The organism is Agrobacterium sp. RAC06, from assembly GCF_001713475.1.
In the GTDB taxonomy this organism is placed as follows: domain Bacteria; phylum Pseudomonadota; class Alphaproteobacteria; order Rhizobiales; family Rhizobiaceae; genus Allorhizobium.
Genome location: NZ_CP016499.1, coordinates 784,051 through 810,052, shown reverse-complemented (window position 1 = coordinate 810,052; position 26,002 = coordinate 784,051). Strand labels below are relative to the sequence as shown.

The following is a 26,002-nucleotide window of genomic DNA, read 5'->3' as shown; positions in this document are numbered from 1 at the left end:
TAACATTCGAGACCGGCCGTGCCCCGCACGGCCGGTCTTGTCATTTGTGGCTGCTGGTATAACCTAATTCTTCCATTTCCTCGCATTTCCGGGCTTCGTGACAAATTGTCGTCATGGCAGCCTGGGGGGCTTAAAATCACCGCATAATGAACTACCTTACTGTGCTGAGTGTTCGTCCGCACCGATGTGTAACGGCAAACCGGCCGGACAACGGAGAATGAACTGAAATGACTGCCAAGCCGGTCTTCATGCAGAGCCAGGGTGACGGGGACAATGCCAATCGCGGCACCTCGGTGATCACCCGCACCAAGCCGAAGACGAAGAAGCCGAACCTGTATCGCGTCCTGCTTCTGAACGACGACTACACCCCGATGGAATTCGTGATCCACATCTTGGAGCGCTTTTTCCAGAAGGACAGGGAAGCCGCCACCCGCATCATGCTGCACGTCCACAATCATGGTGTCGGGGAGTGTGGTGTCTTCACCTACGAAGTCGCCGAAACCAAAGTCTCACAGGTGATGGATTTCGCCAGGCAACATGAACATCCGCTTCAATGCGTCATGGAAAAGAAGTGAGGATCAGACGTGCCAACATTTTCACCCAGCCTCGAAAAAGCGCTGCATCAGGCCCTGACCTACGCCAACGAGCGTCATCACGAATATGCGACGCTGGAGCACCTGCTGCTCGCTCTGATCGACGACGCTGATGCCGCCGCCGTCATGGGGGCCTGCAACGTCAACCTCGATGCCTTGCGAAAGACTGTCGCCGATTTCGTCGATAACGATCTCGCCAATCTCATTACCGGCTATGACGAGGATTCGAAGCCGACTTCGAGCTTCCAGCGCGTCATCCAGCGGGCCGTGATCCATGTCCAGTCCTCGGGTCGCGAGGAAGTGACCGGCGCCAATGTGCTCGTTGCGATCTTCGCCGAGCGCGAGAGCAATGCCGCCTACTTCCTGCAGGAACAGGAAATGACCCGCTACGATGCGGTCAACTACATCTCCCATGGCATCGGCAAGCGTCCGGGTGCGTCGCAGGTTCGCAGCCCGCGCGGCTCGGATGAAGGCGAGCCCGAGGCCAAGCAGGGCCGTGAGCCGGATGAAGCCTCCGCCAAGGGCAAGCAGGAGGCTCTGAAGGCCTATTGCGTCAATCTCAATGAGAAGGCCAAGACTGGCCGTATCGATCCCCTGATCGGTCGCCACGACGAAGTGAACCGCACCATCCAGGTTCTGTGCCGTCGCTCCAAAAATAACCCGCTTTACGTGGGTGATCCCGGCGTCGGCAAGACCGCGATCGCCGAAGGTCTCGCCAAGCGCATCGTTGAAGGCAAGGTGCCGGAAGCGCTTGCTGATGCAACGATCTTCTCGCTCGACATGGGCACGCTGCTCGCCGGCACCCGCTATCGCGGTGACTTCGAGGAGCGCCTGAAGCAGGTGGTCAAGGAGCTCGAGGACTATCCGGGTGCCGTGCTGTTCATCGACGAGATCCATACGGTGATCGGCGCGGGCGCTACCTCTGGCGGCGCCATGGATGCGTCGAACCTCTTGAAGCCGGCGCTCTCTTCAGGTGCGATCCGTTGCATCGGTTCGACCACGTACAAGGAATATCGCCAGTTCTTCGAAAAGGACCGGGCGCTCGTCCGCCGCTTCCAGAAGATCGACGTCAACGAGCCTTCGATCGATGATGCGATCGAGATCATGAAGGGCCTGAAGCCCTATTTCGAGGACTACCACAAGCTCCGTTACACCAACGAAGCGATCAAGTCGGCTGTCGAGCTTTCGGCCCGCTACATCTCCGACCGCAAGCTGCCGGACAAGGCGATCGACGTGATCGACGAGACGGGTGCGGCCCAGATGCTGCTGCCGGCCTCGCGTCGCCGCAAGCTGATCACCGAGAGGGAGATTGAGGCTACCATCGCGACGATGGCACGCATTCCCCCGAAGACGGTGTCGAAGGACGACGAGATGGTGCTCGCCAATCTCGAAAAGGAACTGCGTTCCGTCGTCTACGGTCAGGACAAGGCAATCGAAGCCCTCTCAACCTCGATCAAGCTTGCCCGTGCCGGCCTGCGTGAACCGAACAAGCCGATCGGCTCTTATGTCTTCTCCGGTCCGACGGGCGTCGGCAAGACGGAAGTAGCCAAGCAGCTGGCGTCGTCGCTCGGTGTCGAGCTCCTGCGTTTCGACATGTCGGAATACATGGAGCGGCACACGGTATCGCGTCTGCTCGGTGCGCCTCCCGGCTATGTTGGCTTCGACCAGGGCGGTCTTCTGACCGATGGCGTCGACCAGCACCCGCATTCGGTCGTGCTGCTCGATGAAATCGAGAAGGCGCATCCGGATATCTACAACATCCTGCTGCAGGTCATGGACCATGGCCAGCTGACCGATCACAACGGCAAGAAGATCGACTTCCGCAACGTCATCCTGATCATGACGACCAATGCGGGCGCGTCAGAAATGGCGAAGTCGGCCATCGGCTTCGGTTCGTCCAAGCGCACCGGCGAAGACGAAGAGGCGCTCAACCGCCTGTTCACGCCGGAATTCCGCAACCGCCTCGATGCGACGATCCCGTTCGCACCGCTGCCGACGGAAGTCATCCATCAGGTGGTGCAGAAGTTCGTCATGCAGCTGGAAGCCCAGCTGTCCGAGCGCAACGTGACCTTCGATCTGTCCGAATCCGCGATCGCCTGGCTGGCGAAGAGCGGTTACGACGAGAAGATGGGTGCCCGTCCGCTGGGTCGCGTGATCCAGGAGCACATCAAGAAGCCGCTTGCCAACGAGATCCTCTTCGGCAAGCTGAAGAAGGGTGGCGTCGTCAAGGTCGGGACCAAGACCGACGACACCGGCGCGGAAGTGCTCGATCTGGAGTCGATTGCAGAGGTGCCAGCCGTCAAGCCGAAGCCGGAAGCCGAAGTGGCATCGGCTAAGCCTGCCAAGGCGAAGCGCAAGCCGGCGGCAAAGGCCACGGCGATTGTCGATGAGGGGGATGTCGCCCTCATCGATGAGGCACCGAAGCAGCCGAAACGCTCCGCCGTGCCGAAGGTGCCGAAGAAGAAGTAAGCACCCCAAGCTTGAGAGACCCGTGCCGGGCGTTCCGCCCGGCACTTTCTTTTTGCCGATCCGGATTTTCAGATGTCTTCGGCCTCTTCCGATATTTCCCAAACACGGTGGTTTTTCACCGGCATGCGCGGGCTCTACAGCCTGCCTGCGATCATCCTGATGATTTCCTTCGTCGGCTTTTCTGCCTTCGCACTTGAATCGGGTGTCAGCCGCGCGGAAGCGATGTTCATGACAGCGGCGGTGTGGGCGCTGCCGGCCAAGATGATTCTGATCGGCACGATGACCAGCGGCGCCAATCTGCTGGCGATCTTCCTGGCCGTCTCGCTCTCTTCCATCCGCATGATGCCCATGGTCGCCTCGCTCGTGCCGGAAATGCGCACCGAACGCACGCCGACCTGGCTTTTGCTGTTCCTGTCGCATTTCATCGCGATAACCGCCTGGGTCTTTGCGATGGGCAGCTTCAAGAATGTGCCGAGGGAAGGGCGGGTCGCCTATTTCGCCGGCTTCGGCATCACGCTGGTGACGATCAACACCATCCTCGTCGGTGTCTGTTATGGGCTGGTGGCGAAGTTCCCGCCCGTGATTGCCGGTCTTCTGTTCTTCCTCACCCCGGTTTACTTCATCGCCTCCATCTGGGCGACGGGCCGGCAGTCCGTCGTCAAGGTGGGCTTCGTCGTCGGCGCCGTCTCAGGCCCGCTCCTGGCGCTGGTCGTGCCCGGTTTCGACATTCTGATTGCCGGCCTTGGCGGCGGCACGCTGGCCTACCTATTCGACCGCTATGTGATCCGGGCAGGGCAGAAGCAGGCGACCGCCGCTGGCATCGATCCTACCACCCATGCAGACGAGGTGGTTTGATGCAGGACTATTGGCCCTACATCGTCATCATCGTCGCCGGTTGGCTTGCTACGGACATGTGGCGCTGGCTCGGCGTGCTGGCCGGAAACCGGCTGCAGGAGGGATCCGAAGCACTAAACTGGGTGAGGGCGGTCGCGACGGCGCTGGTGATGGCGGTGACGGCAAAACTCGTCGTCTTCCCGACGGGTACACTCGAGAGCTCTCCGCTCTGGCTGAGGCTCGCGGCGGCCGGTATCGGCTTTGCTGCTTTCCTGCTGGCCGGCCAGCGCGTCATCGTCGGTGTTGTGGTTCCCCTGGCGATCCTGGGTGCGGGCCTGCTCTGGCTCTGACATCATCTCCGTTCACAGACGCGTGTGATCGCTGGAATTACCACATTTCGCTTCCCAGATCGGGTATCCGATCAACCAGAGGATAGCGAAATGTCAAAGGTAGTACGCTTCCGAAAGCTGAAGCACGGGGACCCACCCCGTTTCAAGGTCTTGCCTGATGACCTGCGCAAGACGGCGGCCCGCAGTGGCGGCTGGAGCGCGACAGGCTCCTTTCCGTTGATGGTGCTCTCGCTCGTCGGTGTTGCCGCCGTGTTGGTGATCGGCGGCTTCATTGGCTGATGGCGCGGCGATATCGGGCTGGCGCTCGCTTCAGAGCGCCGCCTTGATCTTCTCGGCCTGAGCTTTCAACACGTCGACATCGGCCATGCCGCCCGCATGCGGCTTGAGCGGCACGCCCTCATGGCGCGGGATGACGTGGAAGTGCAGGTGGAAGACGGTCTGCCCGGCTGCCGGTTCGTTGAACTGCGCGATATAGACGCCGTCGGCGTCAAAGGCGTCCTTCGCGGCGTTGGCAAGCTTTTGCACGACAGGCATCAGCGCCGACAGCACTGCCGGGTCTGCGTCGAGCAGGTTGCGCGACCCCTTTTTGGGAATGACGAGCAAGTGCCCCGGCGCCTGCGGCATGACATCCATGAACGCCAGTGTGTTTTCATCCTCGTAGAGTTTCACCGACGGAATGTCGCCGGCCAGGATCTTGGCGAAGATGTTGTTGGGATCATAGGCGGTCATGGTGGTCTCCTCGATTTCTGCGGCCACTTAACGGCAAGGAACGCTGTGCTTCAAGCCTGAGCTTGCGGCTCTCAACCGTCGAATTCCTCGCCCTCGCGCGGTTGGCGCTCGCCCTTGCGGAAAGGTGTATGTTCCCCGAGATACTCCCCGACCTGGGCCACTTCGCGCCGTTCGTGTTCGAGATAGTCGGCGACGGCCCGGCGCAGCCCGGGGTGGGCAATGAAGTGGGCGGAATGTGTGGTGACGGGTTCATAGCCGCGCGCGAGCTTGTGTTCGCCCTGGGCGCCGGCTTCGACACGGGCAAGGCCCTTGTGAAGCGCGAAGTCGATTGCCTGATGGTAGCAGACTTCGAAATGCAGAAAGGGGTGGTCCTCGGCGCAGCCCCAGTGGCGACCATAAAGTGCGTCCGAACCGATGAAGTTGATGGCGCCGGCCACATAGCGACCGTCACGTTTTGCCATCACGAGCAGGACGTCGTCCGGCATGCGCTCGCCGACCAGCGAGTAGAACTGGCGTGTCAGGTAAGGCCGGCCCCATTTGCGGCTACCGGTGTCGATGTAGAAGCGGAAGAACTGGTCCCAGATCTCCTCGGTCAAATCGCTGCCCGTCAGCCAGTCGATGCTGATGCCGTTCTCGAGCGCGCTGCGCCTTTCCTTGCGCAGGTTCTTGCGTTTCGACGAGGAGAGTTCGGCGAGAAATGCCTCGTGATCGACATAGCCGCGATTGATGAAATGGAACTGTTGGTCCGTACGCTGCAGAAAGCCGGCTTCCGTGAGGGCAGTAAGCTCCCCTTGCGGCAGGAACGTCACATGCGCCGAGGATGTCCCGAGTTCGCGGGCGACCTGCTGCAGTCCTTGGGCGAGTAGCGCCTGGACGCGAGATACGTCCTCGCCCTGTCGGACGAGCAGCCGGGGCCCGGTGGCGGGAGTGAAAGGGATGGAAGCCTGGAGCTTGGGATAGTAGCGTCCGCCGGCCCTGTGGAAGGCATCCGCCCAGCCATGGTCGAAGACATATTCGCCCTGACTGTGGCTCTTCAGATAACAGGGAATGGCGCCGATGAGGCGCCCTTCCTGTTCAAGCAGCAGATGGTGGCCCATCCAGCCTGTCTCGGCGGTTGCGGAACCCGACTCCTCGACGGACGAGAGAAAGGCAAACGAGGTGAAGGGGTTGTAGCCTGGGGCGGAGCGGGACGCTCCAGTGAGCTCTCCCCATTCGGCGGAAGCGATCTCCTTGAAGGAGCGCACTACACGGATTGTCACCTCGTCTGCCATGGATCTCCCGTCAGGCGATCGCCGGCGACTGGCGCGGGTCGAAGCCTTCGAATGTCATCTGGTCTGCATATTTATAGGTCTGTGCCCGCATGATTTCATCCCTGACTGTCCAGGTAATCACGGGCGCGCCCTTTTCACGCAGGTCTGCGACAAAATCATTCGGCAGATGGGCGACGCAATACGACGTGAAATCAAGCCCGAGATCCATGGCTTCGCGATGCGCCGCAAAGTTTTCCGGCTTCACGCCTTCCGCAGTCAGGCCGATGGGCCAGGGGCATTCCGCGACCTTCAATGCCCGCAGCAGGTGATAGTCGAAGCTCATCAGCGCGACCTTGCCTTCGTAACCCTCGAGCACCTCAAGCACGGCCTCGACGAAACCGTCATCCTGCTCGGCATCGAGGCCCTTGAGTTCGATCACCAGCGGCACCCGGCCCTTCACGAGATCGAGCATCTGGCGAAGCGTCGGGATCTTGTCTGCCGTGCCGCCGATCGACAGCATCCGCAATTCGCCGGCTGTGCGCTCGCGCACTTCACCATTCATGTTGCAGAGCCGCTGCAGATCGTGGTCGTGGAAGACCATCGGCACGCTGTCGGACGAAAGCTGGATGTCGCATTCGATGGCAAAGCCTGCCTCGATCGCCCGGCTGAAGGCCGATAGTGTGTTTTCCCAGATCTCTCTGTTCATGTCGTGATAGCCGCGATGGGCGACGGGGACGTCCTTGATCCAGTCGATATGGCTCACAGGGCAATCTCCAGGATGGCGTCGATTTCGACGGCGGCATTCAGCGGCAGCTGCGCAACGCCCACGGCCGCGCGTGCATGTTTGCCGGCGTCACCCAGCACGTTTGCAATCAAGTTCGAGGCGCCGTTGATGACAAGGTGCTGCTCGATGAAGCCCGGAGCGGATGCAACAAAACCATTCAGCTTCACGACACGGTTGATCCGCGAAAGGTCGCCGGACAGCGCCGCTTTCGCCTGGGCAAGGATGTTGATGGCGCAGAGTTCGGCCGCTCTCTGGGCCTCGGCAAGCGCGACATCGCCACCGACGAGACCGATCACCGCCACTTTTCCGCCTTCAATCGGCAACTGTCCCGAGAGGAATAGCAGGTTTCCGCTGATCACATAGGGCACGTAATTGGCGGCGGGGGCTGCGGCTTCCGGCAGGCTGATGCCCAGCGCTGCAAGGCGGCCGTCGATTGTGTCGGACATGGTCGATTCCCGGTCTGTTGATAAAAGTTGAGAAAGTTGCGGTGACGAAAAGCATGTCTCGCTTTTGCCGGATGTGTTCTTATAACATCGACGACGAGTTCAACAGGAGGGTGTCGATGTTTCCTTTGCGAATGGCGGTCCGTGCGACGCTTTCCCTGGCTGCCTTTGGTGCGACCGGGCAGGTTGCATCCGCGGCGACCGTCGGCCTCGTGCCGCATCGCGCCGTCTACGAGATCGGGCTGAAGGAAGCGTCCGACCGCTCCGGTATCGAATCGGTACGCGGCCGCATGGTCTATGAATTCAGCGGCTCGGCCTGCAAGGGCTTCAACACCCAGTTCCGTTTCGTCACCCGCATCGACGTCGGTGAGGGCGTGCGTGTCACCGACCAGCGTTCTTCCACCTTCGAAGATGTCGCGGCTGGCACATTTCGCTTTGAGAACAAGTCCTTCACCGACGATCAGCTCGACAAGGATGTCAGCGGCGCCGCGGCCGAAGCCGGCGGCAAGGTCAAGATCGAGCTGACCGGCCCCGACAAGCGGGCGCTCGAGCTTGCCGATAGCCGGTTTCCGGCCGAGCACATGCTCGAAGTGATCGCCCGGGCGCGAAAGGGTGAACAGGTCTTCGAATCGCGGATCTTCGACGGCTCCGAGGATGGCGACCAGACCTACCTGACCACGACCATCGTCGGTGGCCCGACGAAGTCGAGCGACACAGATCCGGAAGCCAAAGCCCTGGAGTCGCTCGGCGCCCAGGACTACTGGCCCGTGTCGATCGCCTATTTCGATGAGAAGACCAGGGGCGATCAGGAGCCGATCTACAGTCAGTCTTTCAAGCTGTATGATAACGGCGTCACACGCGACCTGACGCTGGACTACGGCGATTTCGTTCTGGCCGGCAAGCTGACCAAGCTCGAAGTTCTCGGCAAGCCGGACGTTGGTTGCCCGTAAAGCTGCCTGCACGCCTGGAAATCGCTTGTTTTACCCTTGATTTTTGACCGGCGCCCCTGTATGGCCGGCCTTATTCCACACGTGAGGCTTGGGATCGACAGGGAGAAATCCTGCCGCTTCCGCCCGGTGGCAGGCCGAAAGGTCTGCTGTTTGCTTCACGGGGGTTCAACCGGAAAAGGAGAAAAAGGCATGGCATTGCCTGATTTTAGCATGCGTCAGCTTCTGGAAGCTGGCATTCACTTCGGTCACCAGACGCACCGCTGGAACCCGAAGATGAAGCCGTACATCTTCGGCGATCGTAACAACATCCACATCATCGACCTGGCTCAGACCGTTCCGATGCTGTCGCGCGCCCTTCAGGTCGTGTCCGACACCGTCGCTCGTGGCGGCCGCGTTCTGTTTGTCGGCACCAAGCGTCAGGCTTCGGAAATCATCGCTGATTCCGCCAAGCGTTCGGCCCAGTACTACGTCAACTCCCGCTGGCTCGGCGGCATGATGACCAACTGGAAGACCATTTCGAACTCGATCGCCCGTCTGCGCAAGCTCGACGAGATCCTGGCCTCGGAAGCCTCTGGCTACTCCAAGAAGGAGCGCCTGAACCTTGAGCGCGAACGCGAGAAGCTTGAAAAGGCTCTCGGCGGTATCCGCGACATGGGCGGCACCCCGGACCTGATGTTCATCATCGATACCAACAAGGAAAAGATCGCGATCGACGAAGCCAAGCGCCTCGGCATCCCGGTTGTTGCTGTCATCGACTCGAACTGCGATCCGGACCTGATCGACTATCCGATCCCGGGCAATGACGACGCTTCGCGCGCCATCGCTCTCTACTGCGAACTGATCTCGCGCGCTGCCATCGACGGCATTGCTCGCCAGCAGGGCGCTTCCGGTCGTGACATCGGCGCCTCTGCCGAAGCTCCGATCGAGCCGGCTCTCGAAACCGAAGCCGACGCATAATCGCGTATAGCGGCGGGCTCCCGCCGCTTTTCCCGTCAAGGGAATGGCCGCCTGTGCGCTCTTCGAGCAGCGGGCGGCCTCCGTTCTTCCGGATGCCGCTTGCCATAGGCGAGAGGGCGTCGAAGACGGCCGATTGTTTCCGTGGTGACCTGCTTCATCACGTTGTCATACATCCGGGTACATTTCGTCCCCAACATAGCGGTCCTCCGTTCGCCCAAAGCCACGGATCGTCCGCCTGAACAGACAAGAGGCACACAATGGCTGAAATCACTGCAGCACTGGTAAAAGAACTGCGCGAAAAGTCCGGCGCAGGCATGATGGATTGCAAGAAGGCTCTGACCGAAAACAACGGTGACATCGAAGCCGCCATCGACTGGCTGCGCGCCAAGGGTATCGCCAAGGCCGACAAAAAGTCGGGCCGCACGGCTGCTGAAGGCCTGATCGGCATCAACGGCGCCGGTACCTCGGCCGTCGTTGTTGAAGTCAACTCCGAAACCGACTTCGTTGCCCGCAACGACGCCTTCCAGGACCTCGTCCGCGGTGTGGCTTCGGTTGCCATCGGCACCGACGGTTCCGTCGAGGCGATCGGCGCTGCCACCTATCCGGCCAGCGGCAAGACCGTCACCGACACCATCAAGGACGCAATCGCCCATATTGGCGAGAACATGACGCTGCGCCGCGCCGTCAAGCTCTCGGTCGAAGACGGTGTTGTCGCGACCTATATCCACAATGCCGCCTCTGAAGGCCTCGGCAAGCTCGGCGTTCTCGTCGCGCTCAAGTCGACCGGCAACAAGGACGTGCTTGCTGCCATCGGCCGCCAGGTCGCCATGCACATCGCTGCGACCAACCCGCTCGCTATCCGTTCGGAAGAAGTCGACGCCGCTGTTGCCGAACGCGAGCGCAACGTCTTCATCGAGCAGTCCCGCGCTTCGGGCAAGCCGGACGCCATCATCGAAAAGATGGTTGAAGGCCGCATGCGCAAGTTCTTCGAGGAAGTCGCCCTTCTCTCGCAGGCCTTCGTCATCAATCCTGAGGTGACCGTCGGCGACGCGATCAAGGCTGCCGAGAAGGATGCTGGCGCCCCGATCGAAGTGACCGGCATGGCCCGCCTTCTCCTCGGTGAAGGCATCGAGAAGGAAGAGAGCGACTTCGCCGCTGAAGTCGCTGCCGTCGCCAAGGGCTGATTTCAGTTACCCTTCTTCGAGGGAAAACATCGGGCATCGCGTGACAACGCGGTGCCCTTCGTGTATCCGGCACAGAATTGATCTCGGGAGCATTCATGTCAGCCAAGCCATTGTTCAAGCGCGTCCTCCTCAAGGCTTCGGGCGAAGCCCTCATGGGTAGCCAGGGATTCGGGATCGATGTGGCAGTGGCCGACCGGATCGCCGGAGACATCGCCGAAGCCCGCCGCATGGGCGTGGAAGTCGGCGTCGTTGTCGGTGGTGGCAACATCTTCCGTGGCGTGGCCGTGGCCTCCAAGGGTGGCGACCGCGTGACCGGTGACCACATGGGCATGCTGGCGACCGTCATCAACGCGCTGGCGCTTGCCACGTCGCTTCGCAAGCTCGACATCGACACCGTGGTTCTCTCGGCCATCGCCATGCCCGAGATCTGCGAAAGCTTCTCGCAGCGCGCAGCTCTGCATCATCTGGCTCAGGGCAGGGTGGTGATCTTCGCCGGTGGTACCGGCAACCCGTTCTTCACCACCGATTCTGCCGCTGCCCTGCGTGCAGCCGAAATTGGCGCACAGGCCATATTCAAGGGCACCCAGGTCGACGGCATCTACTCGGCCGACCCTAAGAAGGACCCCGCCGCAACCCGCTTCGACAGCCTGACCCATGATGAAGTCCTGCAGAAGGGCCTTGCCGTCATGGACGTCGCCGCCGTTGCACTCGCACGCGAAAACCATATTCCGATCATCGTCTTCTCGATCCACGAGAAGGGTGGTTTCGGCGAAATTCTGTCCGGCGCTGGCCGTATGACGATCGTTACCGACAACTGATTTCACATGAATGGCGGCGATCTGATGCCGCCGACTGACAGAGCAATGGGAGAACCATGATGACCGCAGGGGTTGATCTCAACGACATCAAGCGCCGCATGGACGGCGCGATCAACGCGTTCAAGAACGATATCGCATCGCTGCGCACCGGCCGGGCCTCCGCCAACGTACTGGATCCGGTCGTAGTCGAAGCCTATGGTTCGCGCGTGCCGCTGAACCAGGTCGCCAACGTGACGGTGCCGGAGCCGCGCATGCTCGGTGTTTCGATCTGGGACAAGTCCATGGTCGGCGCTGTGGACCGTGCGATCCGCGAAGCCAATCTCGGCCTCAATCCGATCGTGGATGGCCAGAACTTGCGTATTCCGCTGCCTGAACTCAACGAAGAGCGCCGCAAGTCGCTGGTCAAGGTGGCACACGACTACGCCGAAAAGGCCAAGGTCGCTATCCGCCACGTCCGCCGTGACGGTATGGACGGCCTGAAGAAGGCCGAAAAGGACGGCACGATTGGTCAGGATGACAGCCGCAGCCAGTCGGAGCGGGTGCAGAAGATGACCGACGAGACGATTGTCGATGTCGACCGCTTGCTCGCGGAGAAGGAAAAGGAAATCATGCAGGTTTAAGGCAGAGTCGTTTCGCTCGAGCACTCTTAACGCCGCCTGGATCCTCGCCAATGTCGACAGTTCAACATCGCATCGTTCCGCAGCATGTTGCGATCATCATGGATGGCAATGGTCGCTGGGCAAACGCCCGGGGGCTGCCCCGGACGTTTGGCCATCGCAAGGGTGTTGAGACTGTCCGCGAGACCGTGAAGGCTGCCGGAGAGGCAGGTGTTGGTTTTCTGACGCTTTTTGCATTCTCCTCGGAGAACTGGCGTCGTCCAGAGGCTGAGATCAACGAACTGTTCGGTCTGCTCAAGGCATTCATTCGCCGCGATCTCGCCGATCTGCATCGGGCCGGCATCCGTATCCGGATCATTGGCGATCGCGTCAACCTGCGTGACGATATCCGTTCGCTGCTCGTGGAAGCCGAAGAGACCACGACCAATAACACCCGCATGACGCTCGTGATCGCCTTCAATTATGGGTCACGTGACGAAATTGCGCGCGCCGCCGCGCGTCTGGCTGCCGACGTGCAGGCGGGCCGGCTTGAACCGTCGCAGATCGACGCAGGCAAACTCAACGACTGCCTGGATACTGCGGGCATCCCCGATCCCGATCTGGTGATCCGCACCAGCGGAGAGGAACGTCTGTCGAATTTCCTCCTGTGGCAGGCGGCCTATGCCGAATTGATGTTCGTGCCGGACTTCTGGCCGGACTTCACGCCGGCACTGTTTGATTCCGTGCTCGAGCGATATGCTGCCCGCGACCGTCGCTTCGGCGGCCTCTCGGCCAAAGCCGTGGCCGTCGGCTCATGACGCTTACGATGTCGCGAGAACTTCAGCTCAGAATCGTTTCCGCCATCGTCATGATCGCGGTGGTTCTCGCGGCAACCTGGTTTGGCGGACTGTCCTTCAAGCTGGTGGCTGCCGGCATTGGCCTGTTGATCTATTACGAATGGTCGACGATCACGCGGCTCGCGGAAAGCAATATCCGGGCGAATGCCTTCGGTTGGTTCTCGATGGCGGTGATCAGCCTCAACATGTTGTTCGGGCAGGCGGAATTTACCGTGCCGCTCTTTGCAGGCCTGGTGGTCACGGCGGCAATCCCGGCCTTTCTGCGCCGTGTGAACTGGTGGCAGCCGGGCGGACTGTTTTACGCGGGGCTGAGCACCATCTCGCTGTCGGCTATCCGCGGCGAAGATTCGCTCGGTTTCGTTGCGATGCTTTTCGTCTTCATCGTCGTATGGTCGACCGACATCCTTGCCTATTTTGTCGGACGGGCGATCGGCGGACCGAAGCTTGCGCCGAAGATCTCCCCCGGCAAGACGTGGTCTGGGGCAATCGGGGGCACGGTGGCCGGCGTCATCGGCGGCGTTCTGATCGCGATGGCACATTTCCAGGATGTCGGGCTTTGGGTTGCGGTCGTCGCCTTCGCCTTGTCGGTCGCGAGCCAGATTGGTGATCTCTTCGAATCATTCATCAAGCGCCGGTTCGGCGTGAAGGATTCGAGCCGCCTCATACCGGGGCATGGTGGGGTCATGGACCGAGTCGATGGCCTTGTATTTGCCTGTTTTGCCGCGTTCTTCTTGGCGATCGGCAGTTCTGCCGGCGGTGTCGGCACCGTCGTCTCGATGGGCGCCTTCCTCTTCGGTCTCTGAGGCGGATGGTGGGCCTCAGGTGACGGGTATAAATTCTCGCTGAAGCGAGTGCAGGAAACGGACAGATGGATCACATCAGCGCAGTCTTCGGCTTTCTCGGCGGATACATCCTGCCTTACATTCTCATTCTGTCACTGCTCGTCTTCATTCATGAGATGGGTCACTATCTGGCCGGGCGCTGGTCGGGAATACGCATTCTGGCGTTTTCCGTCGGGTTCGGTCCTGAGCTCGTAGGCTATACCGACAAGCACGGGACACGCTGGAAACTTTCCGCGGTTCCCTTGGGCGGTTACGTGCGGTTCTACGGGGATGCGGATGCTGCGAGCCGTCCGGACGGCTCTCTTGCAGAAGAGTTGACCGAGGAAGAGCGTGCCCAGACCCTAAACGGCGCCAAGCTCTGGAAGCGCGCCGTCACCGTCGCCGCGGGCCCTCTTGCAAACTTCCTGCTGGCCATTGTCATTTTCGCCGGCATGTTCGCCACCATGGGCAAGCCCGTATCGGATCCTGTCGTCGCCGACATCAAGGCCGGCAGTGCTGCGGAAGAGGCTGGCATCCAGCGCGGCGACGTCCTGCTCGCGCTTGACGGCCGCATGATCGAGACTTTCGACGATGTCGTCCGCTATATCACCATGCGCCCGGAGATCCCGGTGGAAGTGACGGTGAGGCGCGAGGGCCAGGAGATCGATTTCGCCCTGACCCCCAAGCGTGCCGTCACCAGCGATCGATTCGGCAATGAAATGGAAGTCGGCCAGATCGGTATCATCACCGACCAGCAGGCCGGCAATTTCCGGATCGTGGAGCTGTCCCCGCTTGAGGCCGTCCGGGAAGGCGTGCGCCAGACCGGGCACATCGTCACCGGGACCTTCGACTATATCGGCAACATGATTGCCGGACGCATGAATGCCGATCAGCTCGGCGGCCCGGTTCGCGTCGTTCAGGCCTCTGGTCAGATGGCGACGCTCGGCGTTATCGCTCTGTTAAATCTGGCCGCGGTTCTTTCCGTTTCGCTGGGGCTTTTGAACTTGTTCCCAGTTCCGGTCCTTGACGGCGGCCATCTCGTTCTCTACGCGATTGAGGCAGTGCGGGGGAAGCCGATGGGGCAGGGTGCACAGGAAATCGCGTTCCGGATCGGTATGGCGATGATCTTGTCTTTGATGGTCTTCGCCACTTGGAATGATATCAGCCGGTTGATTGGCTAGGCGGGAGCACGCAGGTCGCGAAAGGATTTGTTTACGCTGTTTCAAATTGATAGTGGCGATTGGGCCACGCGTTGAAATGAAGTAAACAGAAATTAACGCACGCACTTGCTTGTAGGGTAAAACCCGTTAAAACCACACACGGGCCGGAGTCGGGTGCCGACTACGGGGCAATGGAAGAAGGTAAAGTATACACATGAAGGCTGGTTCAAAGTTTTTGAACGCAGTATCGGCGGTCGCGCTGTCTGCTGGTGTCGTGTCTTCGGGCGCAGGTATTGCCGTTCTTGCATCGGCAATTGCTGCCGAAGCCGCAGTGGTTCAGCGTATCGACGTACGCGGAGCTCAGCGTGTTGGGCCTGAGGCTGTGCGCTCCAACCTTTCGATCCAGCCGGGTCGGACTTTCTCCAATGCCGACATCGATGAATCGGTCAAGCGCCTCTACGCGACCGGTTTCTTCTCCGATGTCCAGATCTCCGTTTCCGGCGGGACGCTGGTGGTGACGGTTGCTGAAAACCAGCTGATCAATCAGGTGGTCTTCAACGGCAACCGCAAGATCAAGGACGACAAGCTCCAGGGCATCGTTCAGACGCAGGGCCAGGGTCCTTACAGCGACAGCCTGATCAGCGCCGACATCCAGCGCATCCGCGAAGCCTATTCCGCCATCGGTCGTTCCGATGTCGAGGTGACGACGCAGGTCGTTCCGGTTGCCGAAGGTCGCGTAAACCTCGCCTTCGTCATCAACGAAGGTGAGCGCACCAAGATCAGCTCGATCAACTTCGTTGGCAACAACGCCTATTCCGACGGCCGTCTGGCCGCCGTCCTGCAGACCAAGGAATCGGGCATCCTGTCCTTCCTGACCCGCAAGGACGTCTACAACGAGGACAAGCTGCGCGCGGACGAAGAAGCGCTGCGCCAGTTCTACTACAACCACGGTTACGCCGACTTCCGCGTGATCTCGTCTGAAGCCGTCCTCAACGAGACCGGTAACGAATACACGATCAATATCACTGTTGACGAAGGTCAGCGCTACCGCTTCGGCGCCGTATCGGTCGAATCGACCGTTGATGGCATCGACGGTGCGGAGCTTGAGGGTCTTCTCGAGACCCGCGAGGGTCAGACCTACAGCGCCCGTGAGATCCAGAAGTCGATGGAAGCCATCTCCCGCCGCGTGTCGTCGGCCGGCTACCCCTTCGCTCGCGTCGTTCCGCGCGGTGACCGCAACTTTGAAACAAACACCATCGGCGTGACCTATCTGGTCGACCAGGGTGAGCGCGCTTACGTCGAGCGCATCGAAGTGCGTGGCAACACTCGTACTCGTGACTACGTCATCCGCCGCGAATTCGATATCTCCGAAGGCGACGCCTTCAACCAGGAGACCATCTCGCGCGCCAAGCGTCGCCTGGAAGCCCTTGGCTTCTTCTCTTCGGTCAACATCACGACCCAGGCTGGCAGCTCGCAGGACCGCGTTGTCGTGATTGTTGACGTGCAGGATCAGCCGACCGGTTCGTTCGGTATCGGTGCAGGCTACTCCGTCGGTGACGGTGGCCTGGTTCTCGAAGCCTCGGTTGAAGAAAAGAACTTCCTCGGCCGTGGTCAGTTCATCCGCGTTGCCGCCGGTGGTGGCTTCGACGAGACGCAGACCTACAACTTCTCCTTCACCGAGCCTTACTTCCTCGGTTATCGTCTGGCTGCCGGCTTTGACGTGTTCAAGAGCTCGACCAGCGCGAACTCCTACTATGATTACGAAGAGCAGGGCGGTACCGTTCGCGTCACTGCGCCGATCACCGAAGATCTGGCGACGACGCTGCGCTACACCTACAAGGAACTCGACTATATCAATGACGGTGCATTTGGGCCGGACGGCCTTGCTACCGGCACTGATAATCGTGTGGCAGCCCCCTACATCGATGCGATCACGGGCAGCACGTGGAAGCAGTCGATCCTCGGTCACTCGATCGTCTACAACACCGTTGACGACCGTCAGAACCCGCACGAAGGCATCTATGCGAGCTTTACGCATGAATATGCCGGTCTCGGTGGTGACTCCGAATACTACAAGGCTTTTGTCCGCGCTCGCGCCTTCTACACGCTGTCCGACGAGTTCGACATCGTCGGATCGCTCGCTGGTTCGGCCGGCCATGTCGTTGCCCTCGGTGACAACCTGAACGTCTTCGATCAGTTCAAGATCGGCGGCAAGGAAATCCGGGGCTTCGACAACAGCGGTATCGGCCCGCGCATCAATGGCGACTCGATCGGCGGCACGACCTACTTCACCGCCTCGGCTGAAGCGACGTTCCCGCTTCCGCTCGTGCCCCAGGACCTCGGTTTCCGTGGTGCGGTCTTCGCAGATGCCGGTACGCTCTACGGCAGCGATCTGCGCAACCAGCCGGGCGTCGTCGGTACCGACATGTCGCTCCGTGCGTCGGTTGGTGCAGGCGTGATCTGGAACTCGCCGTTCGGTGCGCTTCGTGTCGACTATGCGGTTCCGGTCGCCAAGGAAGACTTCGACGATACCCAGGAATTCCGTTTCAGCATGGCGAACCAGTTCTAAGACTGGCTGTCCAGAACTGCTGACAGGTTGACGTTCTGGAGCGTTTGCTGATGGACCATAATCATTTCTTTCCGCCCCATGCCGGGGTGACCCTGGCTGCGCTTGCAGCCCAGACGGGGGCGGAATTGCAGGACGAGAGCCAGGGCGGACGGATCGTAAGGTCCGTATCGCCGGTCTCAAGAGCGAAGGAAGGGGATGTCTGCTACATCCTTTCCCGCCGCAACAAGGAAGAACTGGTGACCTGCCAGGCGGCTGCAATCTTCTGCGAAAAGCCGCTTCTCTCCCTTATTCCACCCCATATTCCCGTTCTTCTCGCCAAGAGCGCTCAGACCGCTTTCGCTCTTGCAGGCGCAATCCTGCATCCGACGGCCTTAAAGCCCATCAGGATGACGACGGAGCCGGCTCGGATCTCACCGGCAGCCTATGTCGATCCGACAGCGAAGCTCGAAGATGGTGTCGAAGTCGAGGCCATGGCCGTGATCGGCGCTGATGTCGAAATCGGCAGTGGTACGCGGATCGGCCCGGGTGCGGTGATCGGTCCGGGTGTTCGGATCGGTCGCGACTGCGTGATTGCAGGTGGTGCGACAATCCAGGTCGCTCTCGTCGGCAACAATGTCATCATTCATAACGGTGCCCGCATCGGACAGGACGGTTTCGGTTACGCACCGGGTCCTCGCGGCATGCTGAAGATCGTCCAGATCGGTCGCGTGATCATCCAGGACCATGTCGAGATCGGCGCCAACACCACGATCGATCGCGGCACGATGGACGACACCGTGATCGGTGAGGGAACGAAGATCGATAACCTCGTTCAGATCGGCCATAACGTTCGTATCGGCCGCCACTGCGGCATCGTCAGCCAGGTCGGCATTGCCGGAAGTACGGTGATCGGTGATGGCGTGATGATTGGCGGTGCTGCCGGCATCAACGGCCATATCAAGATCGGCGATGGTGCTCAGATTGCCGCCATGAGCGGCGTTCTGGCCGAGGTGCCGCCCGGTGAGAAATACGGCGGCGTTCCAGCCCGCCCGTTGAAGGATTATCTGCGCGAGGTGGCCGATACGCTCAGCCGCTACGACAGCCGCGCCAAGGAAAAAGGAACCAGCAATGACTGAACTCGCGAAGAGCGAATTGGGTTCCGCTGATATCCTCGAGATCATGAAGCTTCTGCCCCACCGCTATCCCTTCCTGCTGGTGGACAAGATCATCGAGATTGACGGCGACAATTCCGCCATTGGCATCAAGAATGTCACGGCGAACGAACCGCATTTCACCGGACATTTCCCGGAAAGCCCGATCATGCCGGGCGTCCTTCTGATCGAAGGCATGGCCCAGACCGCCGGCGCCATCTGTGCTCGGCTTCAGGGCGAGGGCGGAAATCTCGTCTATTTCATGACGATCGATAACGCGCGTTTCCGCAAGCCGGTCGTTCCTGGCGATCGCGTTGAATTCCATGTCGTCAAGCAGAAGCAGCGCGGCAATATCTGGAAATTCCATTGCGACGCCAAGGTTGACGGAGCTCTGGTCGCCGAGGCCGACATTGGTGCCATGATCATGCGCAAGGATCAGAAATGAGCCAGATTGCCGCAAGCGCCGTCATCCATCCGATGGCCGTGGTCGAAGACGGCGCGGTGATCGGCGAGAATGTCCGGATCGGTCCGTTTTGCCGGGTGGGGTCGCGCGTGACGCTGAAAGACGGCGTCGAGCTCGTTTCGAACGCTGTTGTCACCGGTCTGACCGAAATCGGCGCCGGCACCAAGATCCACCCGATGGCCGTGATCGGCGGTGTCTCGCAAAGTCTGCACGAGGCGGGCGAAGATTCCACGCTGGTCGTCGGTGAAAACTGCACCATGCGTGAAGGTGTGACAATGAACTGCGGCACGGTCGGCGGTGGCGGTATCACCCGCGTCGGCGACAACTGCCTGTTCTTGGCCAATTCGCATGTCGCCCATGACTGCATTCTCGGCAATGACATCATCCTGTCGAACAACGTCATGCTGGCCGGCCATGTTCACGTCGGTGACAAAGCCATTCTCAGCGGTGGCTGCGCCGTGCACCAGTTCACTCGTATCGGCCGTCAGGCATTCATCGGTGGTTTGTCCGCCGTTGCCTACGATGTCATTCCCTATGGCATGCTGAACGGCAATCCCGGCATTCTCGGCGGCCTGAATGTGGTCGGCATGACCCGCGCCGGTATCGAGCGCTCGGTGATCCACCAGGTTCGTCGCGCCTTCAAACAGATCTTCGAAAGCGAAGGATCGGCCCGTACCAATGCGGCCGCCATTCGCGACGAGTATCTGGATTGCGCTCCGGTGATCGAAATCCTCGACTTCATCGCCGCCGAAAGCGATCGGGCACTGTCCTCGCCCAATCGCGGCAAGAACTGAGTGATGACGGCGGCCGCTCAACCGGACGGCCTGCCACGGACCGGTCGCCTGGCCATTATTGCCGGCAGTGGAAAGCTACCGCTTTTTCTTGCCGAAGCAGCACGGGCAGCCGGCGAAGATCCTTTCGTTCTCAGGCTGAAGAACGAGGCCGATGATATCTGGCAGGGCTTTGAAAACGCCGTCATCGGCGTCGGCGACATGGCCGGCCTGTCGGCTCTTTTTCGCCAGCACGACATTCGCCGGGTCGTCATGTCGGGTGCGGTCAAGCGCCGACCGGCTTTCGGCGAAATCCGGGTCAATCTGAAATCATTGCTGAAGCTGCCGAGGGCGTTGAAAACGCTGTTGGCCGGCGGCGACGATGCTGTGCTGCGCATGGTCATCTCGCTGATCGAAGCACAGGGCTGCGAAGTGCTGGGCGCCCACGAGATCCTGCCGGGATTGCTGGCGACGGTCGGACCGCTTGGTGCCGTATCTCCCGATGCTGATGACGAGCGTGACATTGAAAAGGCGGCAGAGGCCGCCGAAGCCCTGGGCCGGCTGGATGTAGGGCAGGGTGCTGTTGCCGTCGGCGGCCGCATCGTGGCGCTGGAGGGTGTCGAGGGCACCGACGCAATGCTTTCACGTGTCCAGGGTCTGCGCGCAGAGGGGCGAATTTCCAGGCGCCGCAAGGGCGTTCTGGTCAAACTCTGCAAGCCGCAGCAGGATCTGCGGGCCGATCTGCCGACCATCGGCGTCTCGACCGTCGAGAATGCCAAGGCCGCAGGGCTTGCCGGCATAGCGGTTGAAGCCGGCCGCGCGCTGGTTGTCGAGCGTGAGGCTATGATTGCGGCGGCAGATGCTGCCGGTCTGTTCGTCGTCGGTCTGGATCGTTCGCGCAAGGAGTAGGCAATATGTCGGACAAACCTTTGAAGATTGCCGTCATCGCCGGTGAGGTCTCCGGCGATCTCCTGGGTGCAGATCTGGTTGCGTATCTGAAGACGTTGCATTCAGGGCCGGTCGAACTCGTCGGCGTCGGTGGTGAGGCGCTTGAGGCTCAAGGATTGAAGTCGCTCTTCGACTTCTCCGAACTCTCGATCATGGGCATTACCCAGGTGCTGTCGAAGCTGCCCCGGCTGATCAAGCTGATCTCCTGGACAGCCGATGCGATTGTTGCGGCCAAGCCGGACTTGCTCCTGATCGTCGACAGTCCCGATTTCACCCATCGCGTGGCCAGGAAGGTTCGGCAGAAGCTGCCGGATCTGCCGGTCGTGAACTATGTCTGCCCCAGCGTCTGGGCGTGGAAGGAATATCGCGCCAAGGCGATGCTCGCCTATGTCGATGCTGTTCTCGCCGTTCTGCCCTTCGAGCCAGCGGTGATGCAGCGTCTCGGCGGTCCGGAGACCCATTTTGTCGGTCATCGGCTCGCAAGCAATGCCGACATTCTGAGGATACGGGAAGCACGCAAGGTGAGGGAAGTGAGAGCTGCGGGCGACAAGCGGACCATCCTTCTCCTGCCCGGTTCGCGCGGTGGCGAAATCACGCAGCTTCTGCCGGTATTTGGTGAAGCCATGCAGGAATTCGTCGCTCGCAATGGCGATACACGCTTCGTGCTCCCCACTGTGCCACGTCAGGAAGCACGTGTCCGGGAGATCACTCAGAGTTGGACATTGAGACCCGAGATCTTGCTCGGAGACGAAGCGAAGTGGCGCGCCTTCGAAGAAGCGGATGCCGCGATCGCCGCCTCAGGGACCGTGATCCTGGAACTGGCACTTGCGCATGTGCCCGTGGTCTCGACCTACAAGGGCGACTGGATCATCAGAATGCTTAGTCACCGCATCAAGATCTGGACCGGTGCGTTGCCGAACCTGATCGCCGACTACGCGGTCATTCCGGAATACTTCAACGATGTCTTGCGCCCTGCAAGCCTCGTCCGCTGGGCCGAGCGGCTGGCGACGCACACGCCGCAGCGCGCCTCGATGCTCGCGGGCTATGACGACGTCTGGCAAAGGCTGCAGACGGAAAGGCCGGCCGGTCAAGCCGGCGCGGCCGTGGTTCTGTCTGTGCTTCAAAAGCGCGGCAGGCTCTGACTCAAGCCCATCGCACAAAGGGATCGGCAAGGCTTTCCCAGGCAGAAGGCGTGAAGCTCTTTTCCGCCACCAGGCACGCATCGAGCTCGGCTTCGATCCTGCGCTGATCCATTGGATCGGCGCCGATGAAGACGAGTTCCTGTCGTCGGTCGCCCCATTCCTTATCCAGATAGGGCGCCATCGCGTCGAGGAAGCCAGGATCGTCCGGCCAGCGTGATTTCGGCACAGATGCCCACCAGAGCCCCATTTTCGTCGTGCGGACGAGTGGTCCTGCCTGGCTCATCTCGCCGACATGATGCGGTCGGGTGGCAAGCCAGAAGAAGCCCTTGGCACGAATGACGCCCGGCCAGGGACGATCGAGAAAGGCCCGGAAGCGTGTCGGATCGAATGGCGCTCGTGCCCGGTAGACAAAAGAGCGGATGCCGTACTCATCGGTTTCCGGAACATGATCGCGAAAGCCATGCAGTTCCTGGAACCACAGCGGATGCGTCTCCGCCTTGGCGAGATCAAACAGCCCGGTTCCGAGGATGTCCTTTGCCGCCACCTCGGCGAAATCGGTTTCGATCACCCGCGCATCGGCATTGAGACCTGCAATGATCTTGCGTGCCGCGTCGAGCTGATCCGGGGTCGCTGTGCCGACCTTGTTGAGGATGATGACATCGGCGAATTCGATCTGCTCGACAAGCAGATCGACCAGCGTCCGGTTGTCGTTTTCACCAGCCGTCTCGCCACGATCGGCAAGGAAGTCGCTGGAGGAATAGTCTCCGATCAGATTGGCGGCATCGACGACGGTCACCATTGTGTCGAGCTGCGCGATATCCGAGAGACTGCGGCCTTCCTCATCGCGGAAATCGAAGGTGGTGGCGATCGGCAAGGGCTCTGCAATGCCCGTCGCCTCGATCAGCAGATAGTCGAAGCGACCCTGCTCGGCGAGGCCGCGAACTTCGTTCAACAGGTCATCACGCAGCGTGCAACAGATGCAGCCATTGCTCATTTCGACCAGTTGTTCCTGCGTGCGTGACAGGGATGCATCACCGCCGCGCACGAGTGCCGAGTCGATGTTGACCTCGCTCATGTCGTTGACGATGACGGCTACGCGCAAGCCATCGCGGTTTGCGAGTACGTGATTGAGCAGCGTCGTTTTTCCGGCGCCGAGAAACCCGGAGAGAACGGTTACAGGTAGCTTTTTCATGAGGCTCCTAGTTAATGTAATAACATAACAAATGGTGATCTGAAAAAGGCGGAACCGAAGTCCCGCCTTTGTCGCCCGGGGGAGGGATGGGATTACTGAGACAAGCAGGTGCTGATCGACGTCGCCAGATTGCGCATCAGCTGGCCATACAGGGCAGGCCCCGCTTCCAGCGCACCACCTTCGGGATCGAGAACGCCGGACTTGGCTTCGGTTCCCTCCGTCACGACGCCGATCAGCTTGGGTTCAAACTGCGGCTCGGCGAAGACGCAGGCCGCTCCGAGCTCCTCGATCTTGGCGTGGATGGTGGACAGGCGTTCTGCACCCGGCATGGTCTCCGGGCTCACAGTCACCGAACCGGCAACGCGCACACCGTAGTGCTTCTCAAAATACTGATAGGCGTCGTGGAATACGATGAACGGCTTCTCGAGTACCGGCTTCAGCTGCGCGGCGATCTCTGTATCGAGAGCGTTGATCTCGGAATTGACGGCCGTCAGATTGGCCTCGTAGTTCGACTTGTTCGATGGGTCGACTTCAATAAGGCTCTTGGTGATCTCGGTGGCCATGGCTTTGGCGTTTGTCGGATCGAGCCAGAGATGCATGTCCATGCCGCCATGCGCGTGGTCGTCGTGCTCGTGTTCGTGACCAGCCTCGGCGGCTTCCTGTTCGTGTCCGTGATCATGCCCGTGACCGTGGTCATGATCATGGCCGGCCTCGGCGGCGGTTTCCTCATGGCCATGGTCATCATGCCCGTGGGCATGGCCTTCTTCCTCATTCGCGTCATGGTCATGGCCCTCGAATGCCCCGCCTTCACGGAACGGAAGCTTGGTGAGGCCGGGCGCATCTTCCAGTTCGACGACCTTGGCATTCTTTGGCAGCGCCTCAAGCGGCTTTTCAAGGAAGGCCTCAAGTCCGGGGCCAACCCAGAAGACCAAGTCAGCGTTCTCAAGTGCCCGCGCATTGGAAGGTTTAAGCGAGTAGGTATGCGGCGAAGCCGCACCCTCCACGATCAGAGACGGTTCACCGACACCCTTCATGATCGAGGCAACAAGCGAATGCACAGGCTTGATCGAGACGACGACATCCGGCGCTGCCGAGGCGAGCGTCGGAGACAGAAAGAGAAACGCCGTCGAGGCAGCCAGTCCGAGGCGATAGCGGGTCATGCACAGCTCCTGAGGATGGTTATGTAATAATATTACCCAAGTTGCGTTATGCTATAACGTGTGGCATAGGGAGAGGCAACATCAAAATCTTGAGATCTCCATGAATGCGATGAAATCACGGGAGGCCGCACCGCTGGTGTCCCTCACCGGCGCCGGTGTCTACCGAAACGGACGCTGGCTGGTCCGCGGGGTCGACTTTTCCGTCCGTCCCGGCGAGATCGTGACCCTGATCGGCCCGAATGGATCGGGTAAGTCGACGAGCGCCAAGATGGCGATCGGCGTGATCAAGGCAGACGAGGGCAGGGTGGAGTGCAAAGCGGGTCTCCGCGTCGGATACGTGCCGCAGCGCCTGAACGTTGACTGGACCATGCCGCTCACGGTTCGCCGTTTGATGACGCTGACCTCCCCTTTGTCGAATACGGAGGTGGAGGCGGCTCTCGAGGCTGTGGGCATCGCCCACCTCGCGGGTGCCGAGGTGCAACACCTCTCTGGCGGCGAATTCCAGCGTGCTCTGCTGGCGCGTGCCATGGCCCGCAAGCCCGATATCCTTGTTCTCGACGAGCCCGTCCAAGGTGTCGATTTCTCCGGCGAGATCGCTCTTTATGACCTGATTACTTCGATCCGCAATTCGACGGGCTGTGGTATCCTGCTGATCTCGCATGACCTGCATGTCGTCATGGCTGAAACCGATACGGTGATCTGTCTCAACGGCCATGTCTGCTGTCGCGGGACGCCGGCGGCCGTCAGCCAGAGCCCGGAATATATGCAGCTCTTCGGTGCCAAGGCTGCCCGGACGCTCGCCGTCTACAGCCACGACCATGACCATACCCATCTGCCGGACGGGCGCGTGCTGCATGCCGATGGCAGCGTCACTGATCATTGCCACCCGGATGATGGCCATCACGACCACCATGGCCACGATCACGATCATCACGGTCATGATCACCATCATGACTGCCATGATCATCACGATGGGCCGCCTGCCTTGGCGGCGGTGAAGGACCGGGAGCACGGCAATGCTTGATGATTTCTTCGTGCGCGCCATCCTCGCTGGCATCGGCCTCGCCCTGACGACGGGTCCACTCGGCTGCTTCGTGATCTGGCGGCGCATGGCCTATTTCGGCGACACCATGGCCCACTCCGCTCTGCTCGGCGTGGCTCTCTCGCTGTTCTTCTCGCTCAATTTGATGGTCAGCGTCTTCGTCGTTGCCTCGATGGTGTCGCTGATCCTGATCGTCCTGCAGAAGCGTCAGGGACTGTCGGCCGATGCCCTGCTCGGCATCCTAAGTCATGCAACGCTTGCCATCGGCCTCGTGATGGTGGCCTTCATGACCTGGGTGCGCTTCGACCTCATCGCCTTCCTGTTCGGTGACATTCTCGCGGTCACGCCGACCGATGTCGCCATCGTCTGGATCGGCGGCCTGTTTGTCGTCTGCGTCATTGCCTGGCTTTGGCGGCCGCTGCTTGCCGGCACCGTTAATGCAGAATTGGCCGAGGCCGAGGGCATGCAGCCCGAACGTGCCCGCCTGATCTTCATGTTGCTGATGGCGCTCGTCATTGCGATTGCCATGAAGATCGTCGGCATTCTGCTGATTACATCCCTGCTGATCATTCCGGCCGCCGCCGCACGGCGCTTCGCCTCGACACCGGAAATCATGGCGGTCCTCGCTTCGCTGATCGGTGCCATTGCTGTTGTCATGGGGCTCTTCGGCTCACTGACCTACGACACGCCGTCGGGACCGTCGATCGTCGTTGCAGCACTTCTTCTCTTCCTCGTCAGCCTTCTGCCGCGTCCTGGCAGCAAGGCTCGCGACCTCAGCACGAGGGCATGAC

At 60.6% G+C, this 26,002-nt stretch carries 27 protein-coding genes; 21 read left to right on the top strand and 6 right to left on the bottom strand.

The annotated features are described in order from the left end of the window. The first annotated feature begins 227 nt into the window (after window positions 1–227). The 5 genes from clpS to BSY240_RS03740 all read left to right on the top strand — a co-directional run bounded on the left by clpS (window position 228) and on the right by BSY240_RS03740 (window position 4,525). Window positions 228–575, top strand: coding sequence for an ATP-dependent Clp protease adapter ClpS (gene clpS / locus BSY240_RS03760; protein ID WP_054151297.1), 348 nt, complete (start codon window positions 228–230; stop codon window positions 573–575). 9 nt (window positions 576–584) lie between these two features. Next, window positions 585–3,062, top strand: a complete 2,478-nt coding sequence (gene clpA, locus BSY240_RS03755) for an ATP-dependent Clp protease ATP-binding subunit ClpA (RefSeq protein WP_069041457.1) — start codon at window positions 585–587, stop codon at window positions 3,060–3,062. Window positions 3,063–3,134: 72 nt separating this feature from the next. Further along, window positions 3,135–3,917 carry an AzlC family ABC transporter permease gene (locus BSY240_RS03750; protein WP_069041456.1) on the top strand — a complete coding sequence of 261 codons (783 nt, stop codon included), beginning with the start codon at window positions 3,135–3,137 and terminating at the stop codon, window positions 3,915–3,917. Then, window positions 3,917–4,246, top strand: a complete 330-nt coding sequence (locus tag BSY240_RS03745; RefSeq protein WP_150127395.1) for an AzlD domain-containing protein — start codon at window positions 3,917–3,919, stop codon at window positions 4,244–4,246. The genes BSY240_RS03750 and BSY240_RS03745 overlap by 1 nt, the downstream gene beginning before the upstream one ends. A gap of 90 nt (window positions 4,247–4,336) precedes the next feature. Then, on the top strand, window positions 4,337–4,525 hold the full coding sequence (locus BSY240_RS03740; RefSeq protein ID WP_069041454.1) for a hypothetical protein: 189 nt from the start codon (window positions 4,337–4,339) through the stop codon (window positions 4,523–4,525). Between the two features lie 30 nt (window positions 4,526–4,555). Here BSY240_RS03740 and BSY240_RS03735 read toward each other — a convergent pair whose 3' ends face one another. The 4 genes from BSY240_RS03735 to BSY240_RS03720 all read right to left on the bottom strand — a co-directional run bounded on the left by BSY240_RS03735 (window position 4,556) and on the right by BSY240_RS03720 (window position 7,455). After that, window positions 4,556–4,975, bottom strand: a complete 420-nt coding sequence (locus tag BSY240_RS03735; protein WP_069041453.1) for an HIT family protein — start codon at window positions 4,973–4,975, stop codon at window positions 4,556–4,558. A 71-nt stretch (window positions 4,976–5,046) separates the two neighbouring features. After that, entirely contained in the window at window positions 5,047–6,246 is a 1,200-nt protein-coding gene (locus BSY240_RS03730; protein ID WP_069041452.1) for a GNAT family N-acetyltransferase, read from the bottom strand. Between the two features lie 10 nt (window positions 6,247–6,256). Further along, window positions 6,257–6,988, bottom strand: a complete 732-nt coding sequence (locus BSY240_RS03725; protein ID WP_069041451.1) for a glycerophosphodiester phosphodiesterase — start codon at window positions 6,986–6,988, stop codon at window positions 6,257–6,259. After that, entirely contained in the window at window positions 6,985–7,455 is a 471-nt protein-coding gene (locus BSY240_RS03720) for a RidA family protein (RefSeq protein ID WP_054151305.1), read from the bottom strand. The genes BSY240_RS03725 and BSY240_RS03720 overlap by 4 nt, the downstream gene beginning before the upstream one ends. A 116-nt stretch (window positions 7,456–7,571) precedes the next feature. On the opposite strand from BSY240_RS03720, the gene BSY240_RS03715 reads away from it, so the two are divergent. From BSY240_RS03715 to lpxB, 14 genes are all read left to right on the top strand, one after another. After that, a complete protein-coding gene (locus tag BSY240_RS03715; protein WP_054151306.1) occupies window positions 7,572–8,402 on the top strand; it encodes a cell envelope integrity EipB family protein in 831 nt (276 codons plus the stop codon). Between the two features lie 189 nt (window positions 8,403–8,591). Continuing rightward, the gene (rpsB, locus tag BSY240_RS03710; RefSeq protein WP_054151307.1) at window positions 8,592–9,359 is read left to right on the top strand and encodes a 30S ribosomal protein S2; all 768 of its coding nucleotides are present in this window, start codon (window positions 8,592–8,594) and stop codon (window positions 9,357–9,359) included. Between the two features lie 257 nt (window positions 9,360–9,616). Next, window positions 9,617–10,543 (top strand): translation elongation factor Ts, encoded by a 927-nt coding sequence (tsf, locus tag BSY240_RS03705; RefSeq protein WP_069041450.1) that lies wholly within the window; start codon window positions 9,617–9,619, stop codon window positions 10,541–10,543. Window positions 10,544–10,638: 95 nt separating this feature from the next. Continuing rightward, the gene (gene pyrH, locus BSY240_RS03700) at window positions 10,639–11,361 is read left to right on the top strand and encodes a UMP kinase (protein ID WP_054148019.1); all 723 of its coding nucleotides are present in this window, start codon (window positions 10,639–10,641) and stop codon (window positions 11,359–11,361) included. Window positions 11,362–11,420: 59 nt separating this feature from the next. After that, window positions 11,421–11,981: a ribosome recycling factor gene (gene frr, locus BSY240_RS03695; protein ID WP_069043818.1), complete on the top strand. Its 561-nt coding sequence runs from the start codon at window positions 11,421–11,423 to the stop codon at window positions 11,979–11,981. Between the two features lie 50 nt (window positions 11,982–12,031). Next, window positions 12,032–12,775 (top strand): isoprenyl transferase, encoded by a 744-nt coding sequence (locus BSY240_RS03690; RefSeq protein WP_054148020.1) that lies wholly within the window; start codon window positions 12,032–12,034, stop codon window positions 12,773–12,775. An 8-nt stretch (window positions 12,776–12,783) separates the two neighbouring features. After that, window positions 12,784–13,617 (top strand): phosphatidate cytidylyltransferase, encoded by an 834-nt coding sequence (locus tag BSY240_RS03685; protein ID WP_069041449.1) that lies wholly within the window; start codon window positions 12,784–12,786, stop codon window positions 13,615–13,617. 65 nt (window positions 13,618–13,682) lie between these two features. Beyond that, window positions 13,683–14,816 (top strand): RIP metalloprotease RseP, encoded by a 1,134-nt coding sequence (gene rseP, locus BSY240_RS03680; RefSeq protein WP_069041448.1) that lies wholly within the window; start codon window positions 13,683–13,685, stop codon window positions 14,814–14,816. Window positions 14,817–15,009: 193 nt separating this feature from the next. Beyond that, window positions 15,010–17,364 (top strand): outer membrane protein assembly factor BamA, encoded by a 2,355-nt coding sequence (gene bamA, locus BSY240_RS03675; protein ID WP_069041447.1) that lies wholly within the window; start codon window positions 15,010–15,012, stop codon window positions 17,362–17,364. A 50-nt stretch (window positions 17,365–17,414) separates the two neighbouring features. Then, the gene (gene lpxD / locus BSY240_RS03670) at window positions 17,415–18,479 is read left to right on the top strand and encodes a UDP-3-O-(3-hydroxymyristoyl)glucosamine N-acyltransferase (protein ID WP_069041446.1); all 1,065 of its coding nucleotides are present in this window, start codon (window positions 17,415–17,417) and stop codon (window positions 18,477–18,479) included. Further along, window positions 18,472–18,939, top strand: coding sequence for a 3-hydroxyacyl-ACP dehydratase FabZ (gene fabZ / locus BSY240_RS03665; RefSeq protein ID WP_006728455.1), 468 nt, complete (start codon window positions 18,472–18,474; stop codon window positions 18,937–18,939). The genes lpxD and fabZ overlap by 8 nt, the downstream gene beginning before the upstream one ends. Then, window positions 18,936–19,751: an acyl-ACP--UDP-N-acetylglucosamine O-acyltransferase gene (gene lpxA / locus BSY240_RS03660; protein WP_069041445.1), complete on the top strand. Its 816-nt coding sequence runs from the start codon at window positions 18,936–18,938 to the stop codon at window positions 19,749–19,751. Before fabZ ends, lpxA begins: the two co-directional genes overlap by 4 nt. A gap of 3 nt (window positions 19,752–19,754) precedes the next feature. Further along, on the top strand, window positions 19,755–20,636 hold the full coding sequence (locus BSY240_RS03655; RefSeq protein WP_054148025.1) for an LpxI family protein: 882 nt from the start codon (window positions 19,755–19,757) through the stop codon (window positions 20,634–20,636). Between the two features lie 5 nt (window positions 20,637–20,641). Beyond that, window positions 20,642–21,817: a lipid-A-disaccharide synthase gene (gene lpxB, locus BSY240_RS03650; protein WP_069041444.1), complete on the top strand. Its 1,176-nt coding sequence runs from the start codon at window positions 20,642–20,644 to the stop codon at window positions 21,815–21,817. A gap of 1 nt (window position 21,818) precedes the next feature. Here lpxB and BSY240_RS03645 read toward each other — a convergent pair whose 3' ends face one another. Next, window positions 21,819–23,009 carry a GTP-binding protein gene (locus BSY240_RS03645; protein WP_069041443.1) on the bottom strand — a complete coding sequence of 397 codons (1,191 nt, stop codon included), beginning with the start codon at window positions 23,007–23,009 and terminating at the stop codon, window positions 21,819–21,821. A 92-nt stretch (window positions 23,010–23,101) separates the two neighbouring features. Then, window positions 23,102–24,148, bottom strand: a complete 1,047-nt coding sequence (locus BSY240_RS03640) for a metal ABC transporter solute-binding protein, Zn/Mn family (RefSeq protein ID WP_069043817.1) — start codon at window positions 24,146–24,148, stop codon at window positions 23,102–23,104. Between the two features lie 121 nt (window positions 24,149–24,269). Between BSY240_RS03640 and znuC the strand changes: the two genes are divergently transcribed. Together znuC and znuB are read left to right on the top strand one after the other, a co-directional pair. Next, on the top strand, window positions 24,270–25,193 hold the full coding sequence (gene znuC / locus BSY240_RS03635; protein ID WP_069041442.1) for a zinc ABC transporter ATP-binding protein ZnuC: 924 nt from the start codon (window positions 24,270–24,272) through the stop codon (window positions 25,191–25,193). Next, window positions 25,186–26,001 (top strand): zinc ABC transporter permease subunit ZnuB, encoded by an 816-nt coding sequence (gene znuB, locus BSY240_RS03630; protein ID WP_054148029.1) that lies wholly within the window; start codon window positions 25,186–25,188, stop codon window positions 25,999–26,001. The genes znuC and znuB overlap by 8 nt, the downstream gene beginning before the upstream one ends. Window position 26,002 lies beyond the last annotated feature (1 nt).

Excerpts from the sequence above, each read along its gene's own strand:
- clpS (WP_054151297.1), top strand. The coding sequence starts at position 228 with ATGACTGCCAAGCCGGTCTTCATGCAGAGCCAGGGTGACGGGGACAAT.
- BSY240_RS03750 (WP_069041456.1), top strand. The coding sequence starts at position 3,135 with ATGTCTTCGGCCTCTTCCGATATTTCCCAAACACGGTGGTTTTTCACC.
- BSY240_RS03745 (WP_150127395.1), top strand. The coding sequence starts at position 3,917 with ATGCAGGACTATTGGCCCTACATCGTCATCATCGTCGCCGGTTGGCTT.
- BSY240_RS03740 (WP_069041454.1), top strand. The coding sequence starts at position 4,337 with ATGTCAAAGGTAGTACGCTTCCGAAAGCTGAAGCACGGGGACCCACCC.
- BSY240_RS03735 (WP_069041453.1), bottom strand. The coding sequence starts at position 4,975 with ATGACCGCCTATGATCCCAACAACATCTTCGCCAAGATCCTGGCCGGC.
- BSY240_RS03730 (WP_069041452.1), bottom strand. The coding sequence starts at position 6,246 with ATGGCAGACGAGGTGACAATCCGTGTAGTGCGCTCCTTCAAGGAGATC.
- BSY240_RS03720 (WP_054151305.1), bottom strand. The coding sequence starts at position 7,455 with ATGTCCGACACAATCGACGGCCGCCTTGCAGCGCTGGGCATCAGCCTG.
- BSY240_RS03715 (WP_054151306.1), top strand. The coding sequence starts at position 7,572 with ATGTTTCCTTTGCGAATGGCGGTCCGTGCGACGCTTTCCCTGGCTGCC.
- rpsB (WP_054151307.1), top strand. The coding sequence starts at position 8,592 with ATGGCATTGCCTGATTTTAGCATGCGTCAGCTTCTGGAAGCTGGCATT.
- tsf (WP_069041450.1), top strand. The coding sequence starts at position 9,617 with ATGGCTGAAATCACTGCAGCACTGGTAAAAGAACTGCGCGAAAAGTCC.
- pyrH (WP_054148019.1), top strand. The coding sequence starts at position 10,639 with ATGTCAGCCAAGCCATTGTTCAAGCGCGTCCTCCTCAAGGCTTCGGGC.
- frr (WP_069043818.1), top strand. The coding sequence starts at position 11,421 with ATGACCGCAGGGGTTGATCTCAACGACATCAAGCGCCGCATGGACGGC.
- BSY240_RS03690 (WP_054148020.1), top strand. The coding sequence starts at position 12,032 with ATGTCGACAGTTCAACATCGCATCGTTCCGCAGCATGTTGCGATCATC.
- BSY240_RS03685 (WP_069041449.1), top strand. The coding sequence starts at position 12,784 with ATGTCGCGAGAACTTCAGCTCAGAATCGTTTCCGCCATCGTCATGATC.
- rseP (WP_069041448.1), top strand. The coding sequence starts at position 13,683 with ATGGATCACATCAGCGCAGTCTTCGGCTTTCTCGGCGGATACATCCTG.
- bamA (WP_069041447.1), top strand. The coding sequence starts at position 15,010 with ATGAAGGCTGGTTCAAAGTTTTTGAACGCAGTATCGGCGGTCGCGCTG.
- lpxD (WP_069041446.1), top strand. The coding sequence starts at position 17,415 with ATGGACCATAATCATTTCTTTCCGCCCCATGCCGGGGTGACCCTGGCT.
- fabZ (WP_006728455.1), top strand. The coding sequence starts at position 18,472 with ATGACTGAACTCGCGAAGAGCGAATTGGGTTCCGCTGATATCCTCGAG.
- lpxA (WP_069041445.1), top strand. The coding sequence starts at position 18,936 with ATGAGCCAGATTGCCGCAAGCGCCGTCATCCATCCGATGGCCGTGGTC.
- BSY240_RS03655 (WP_054148025.1), top strand. The coding sequence starts at position 19,755 with ATGACGGCGGCCGCTCAACCGGACGGCCTGCCACGGACCGGTCGCCTG.
- lpxB (WP_069041444.1), top strand. The coding sequence starts at position 20,642 with ATGTCGGACAAACCTTTGAAGATTGCCGTCATCGCCGGTGAGGTCTCC.
- BSY240_RS03645 (WP_069041443.1), bottom strand. The coding sequence starts at position 23,009 with ATGAAAAAGCTACCTGTAACCGTTCTCTCCGGGTTTCTCGGCGCCGGA.
- znuC (WP_069041442.1), top strand. The coding sequence starts at position 24,270 with ATGAATGCGATGAAATCACGGGAGGCCGCACCGCTGGTGTCCCTCACC.
- znuB (WP_054148029.1), top strand. The coding sequence starts at position 25,186 with ATGCTTGATGATTTCTTCGTGCGCGCCATCCTCGCTGGCATCGGCCTC.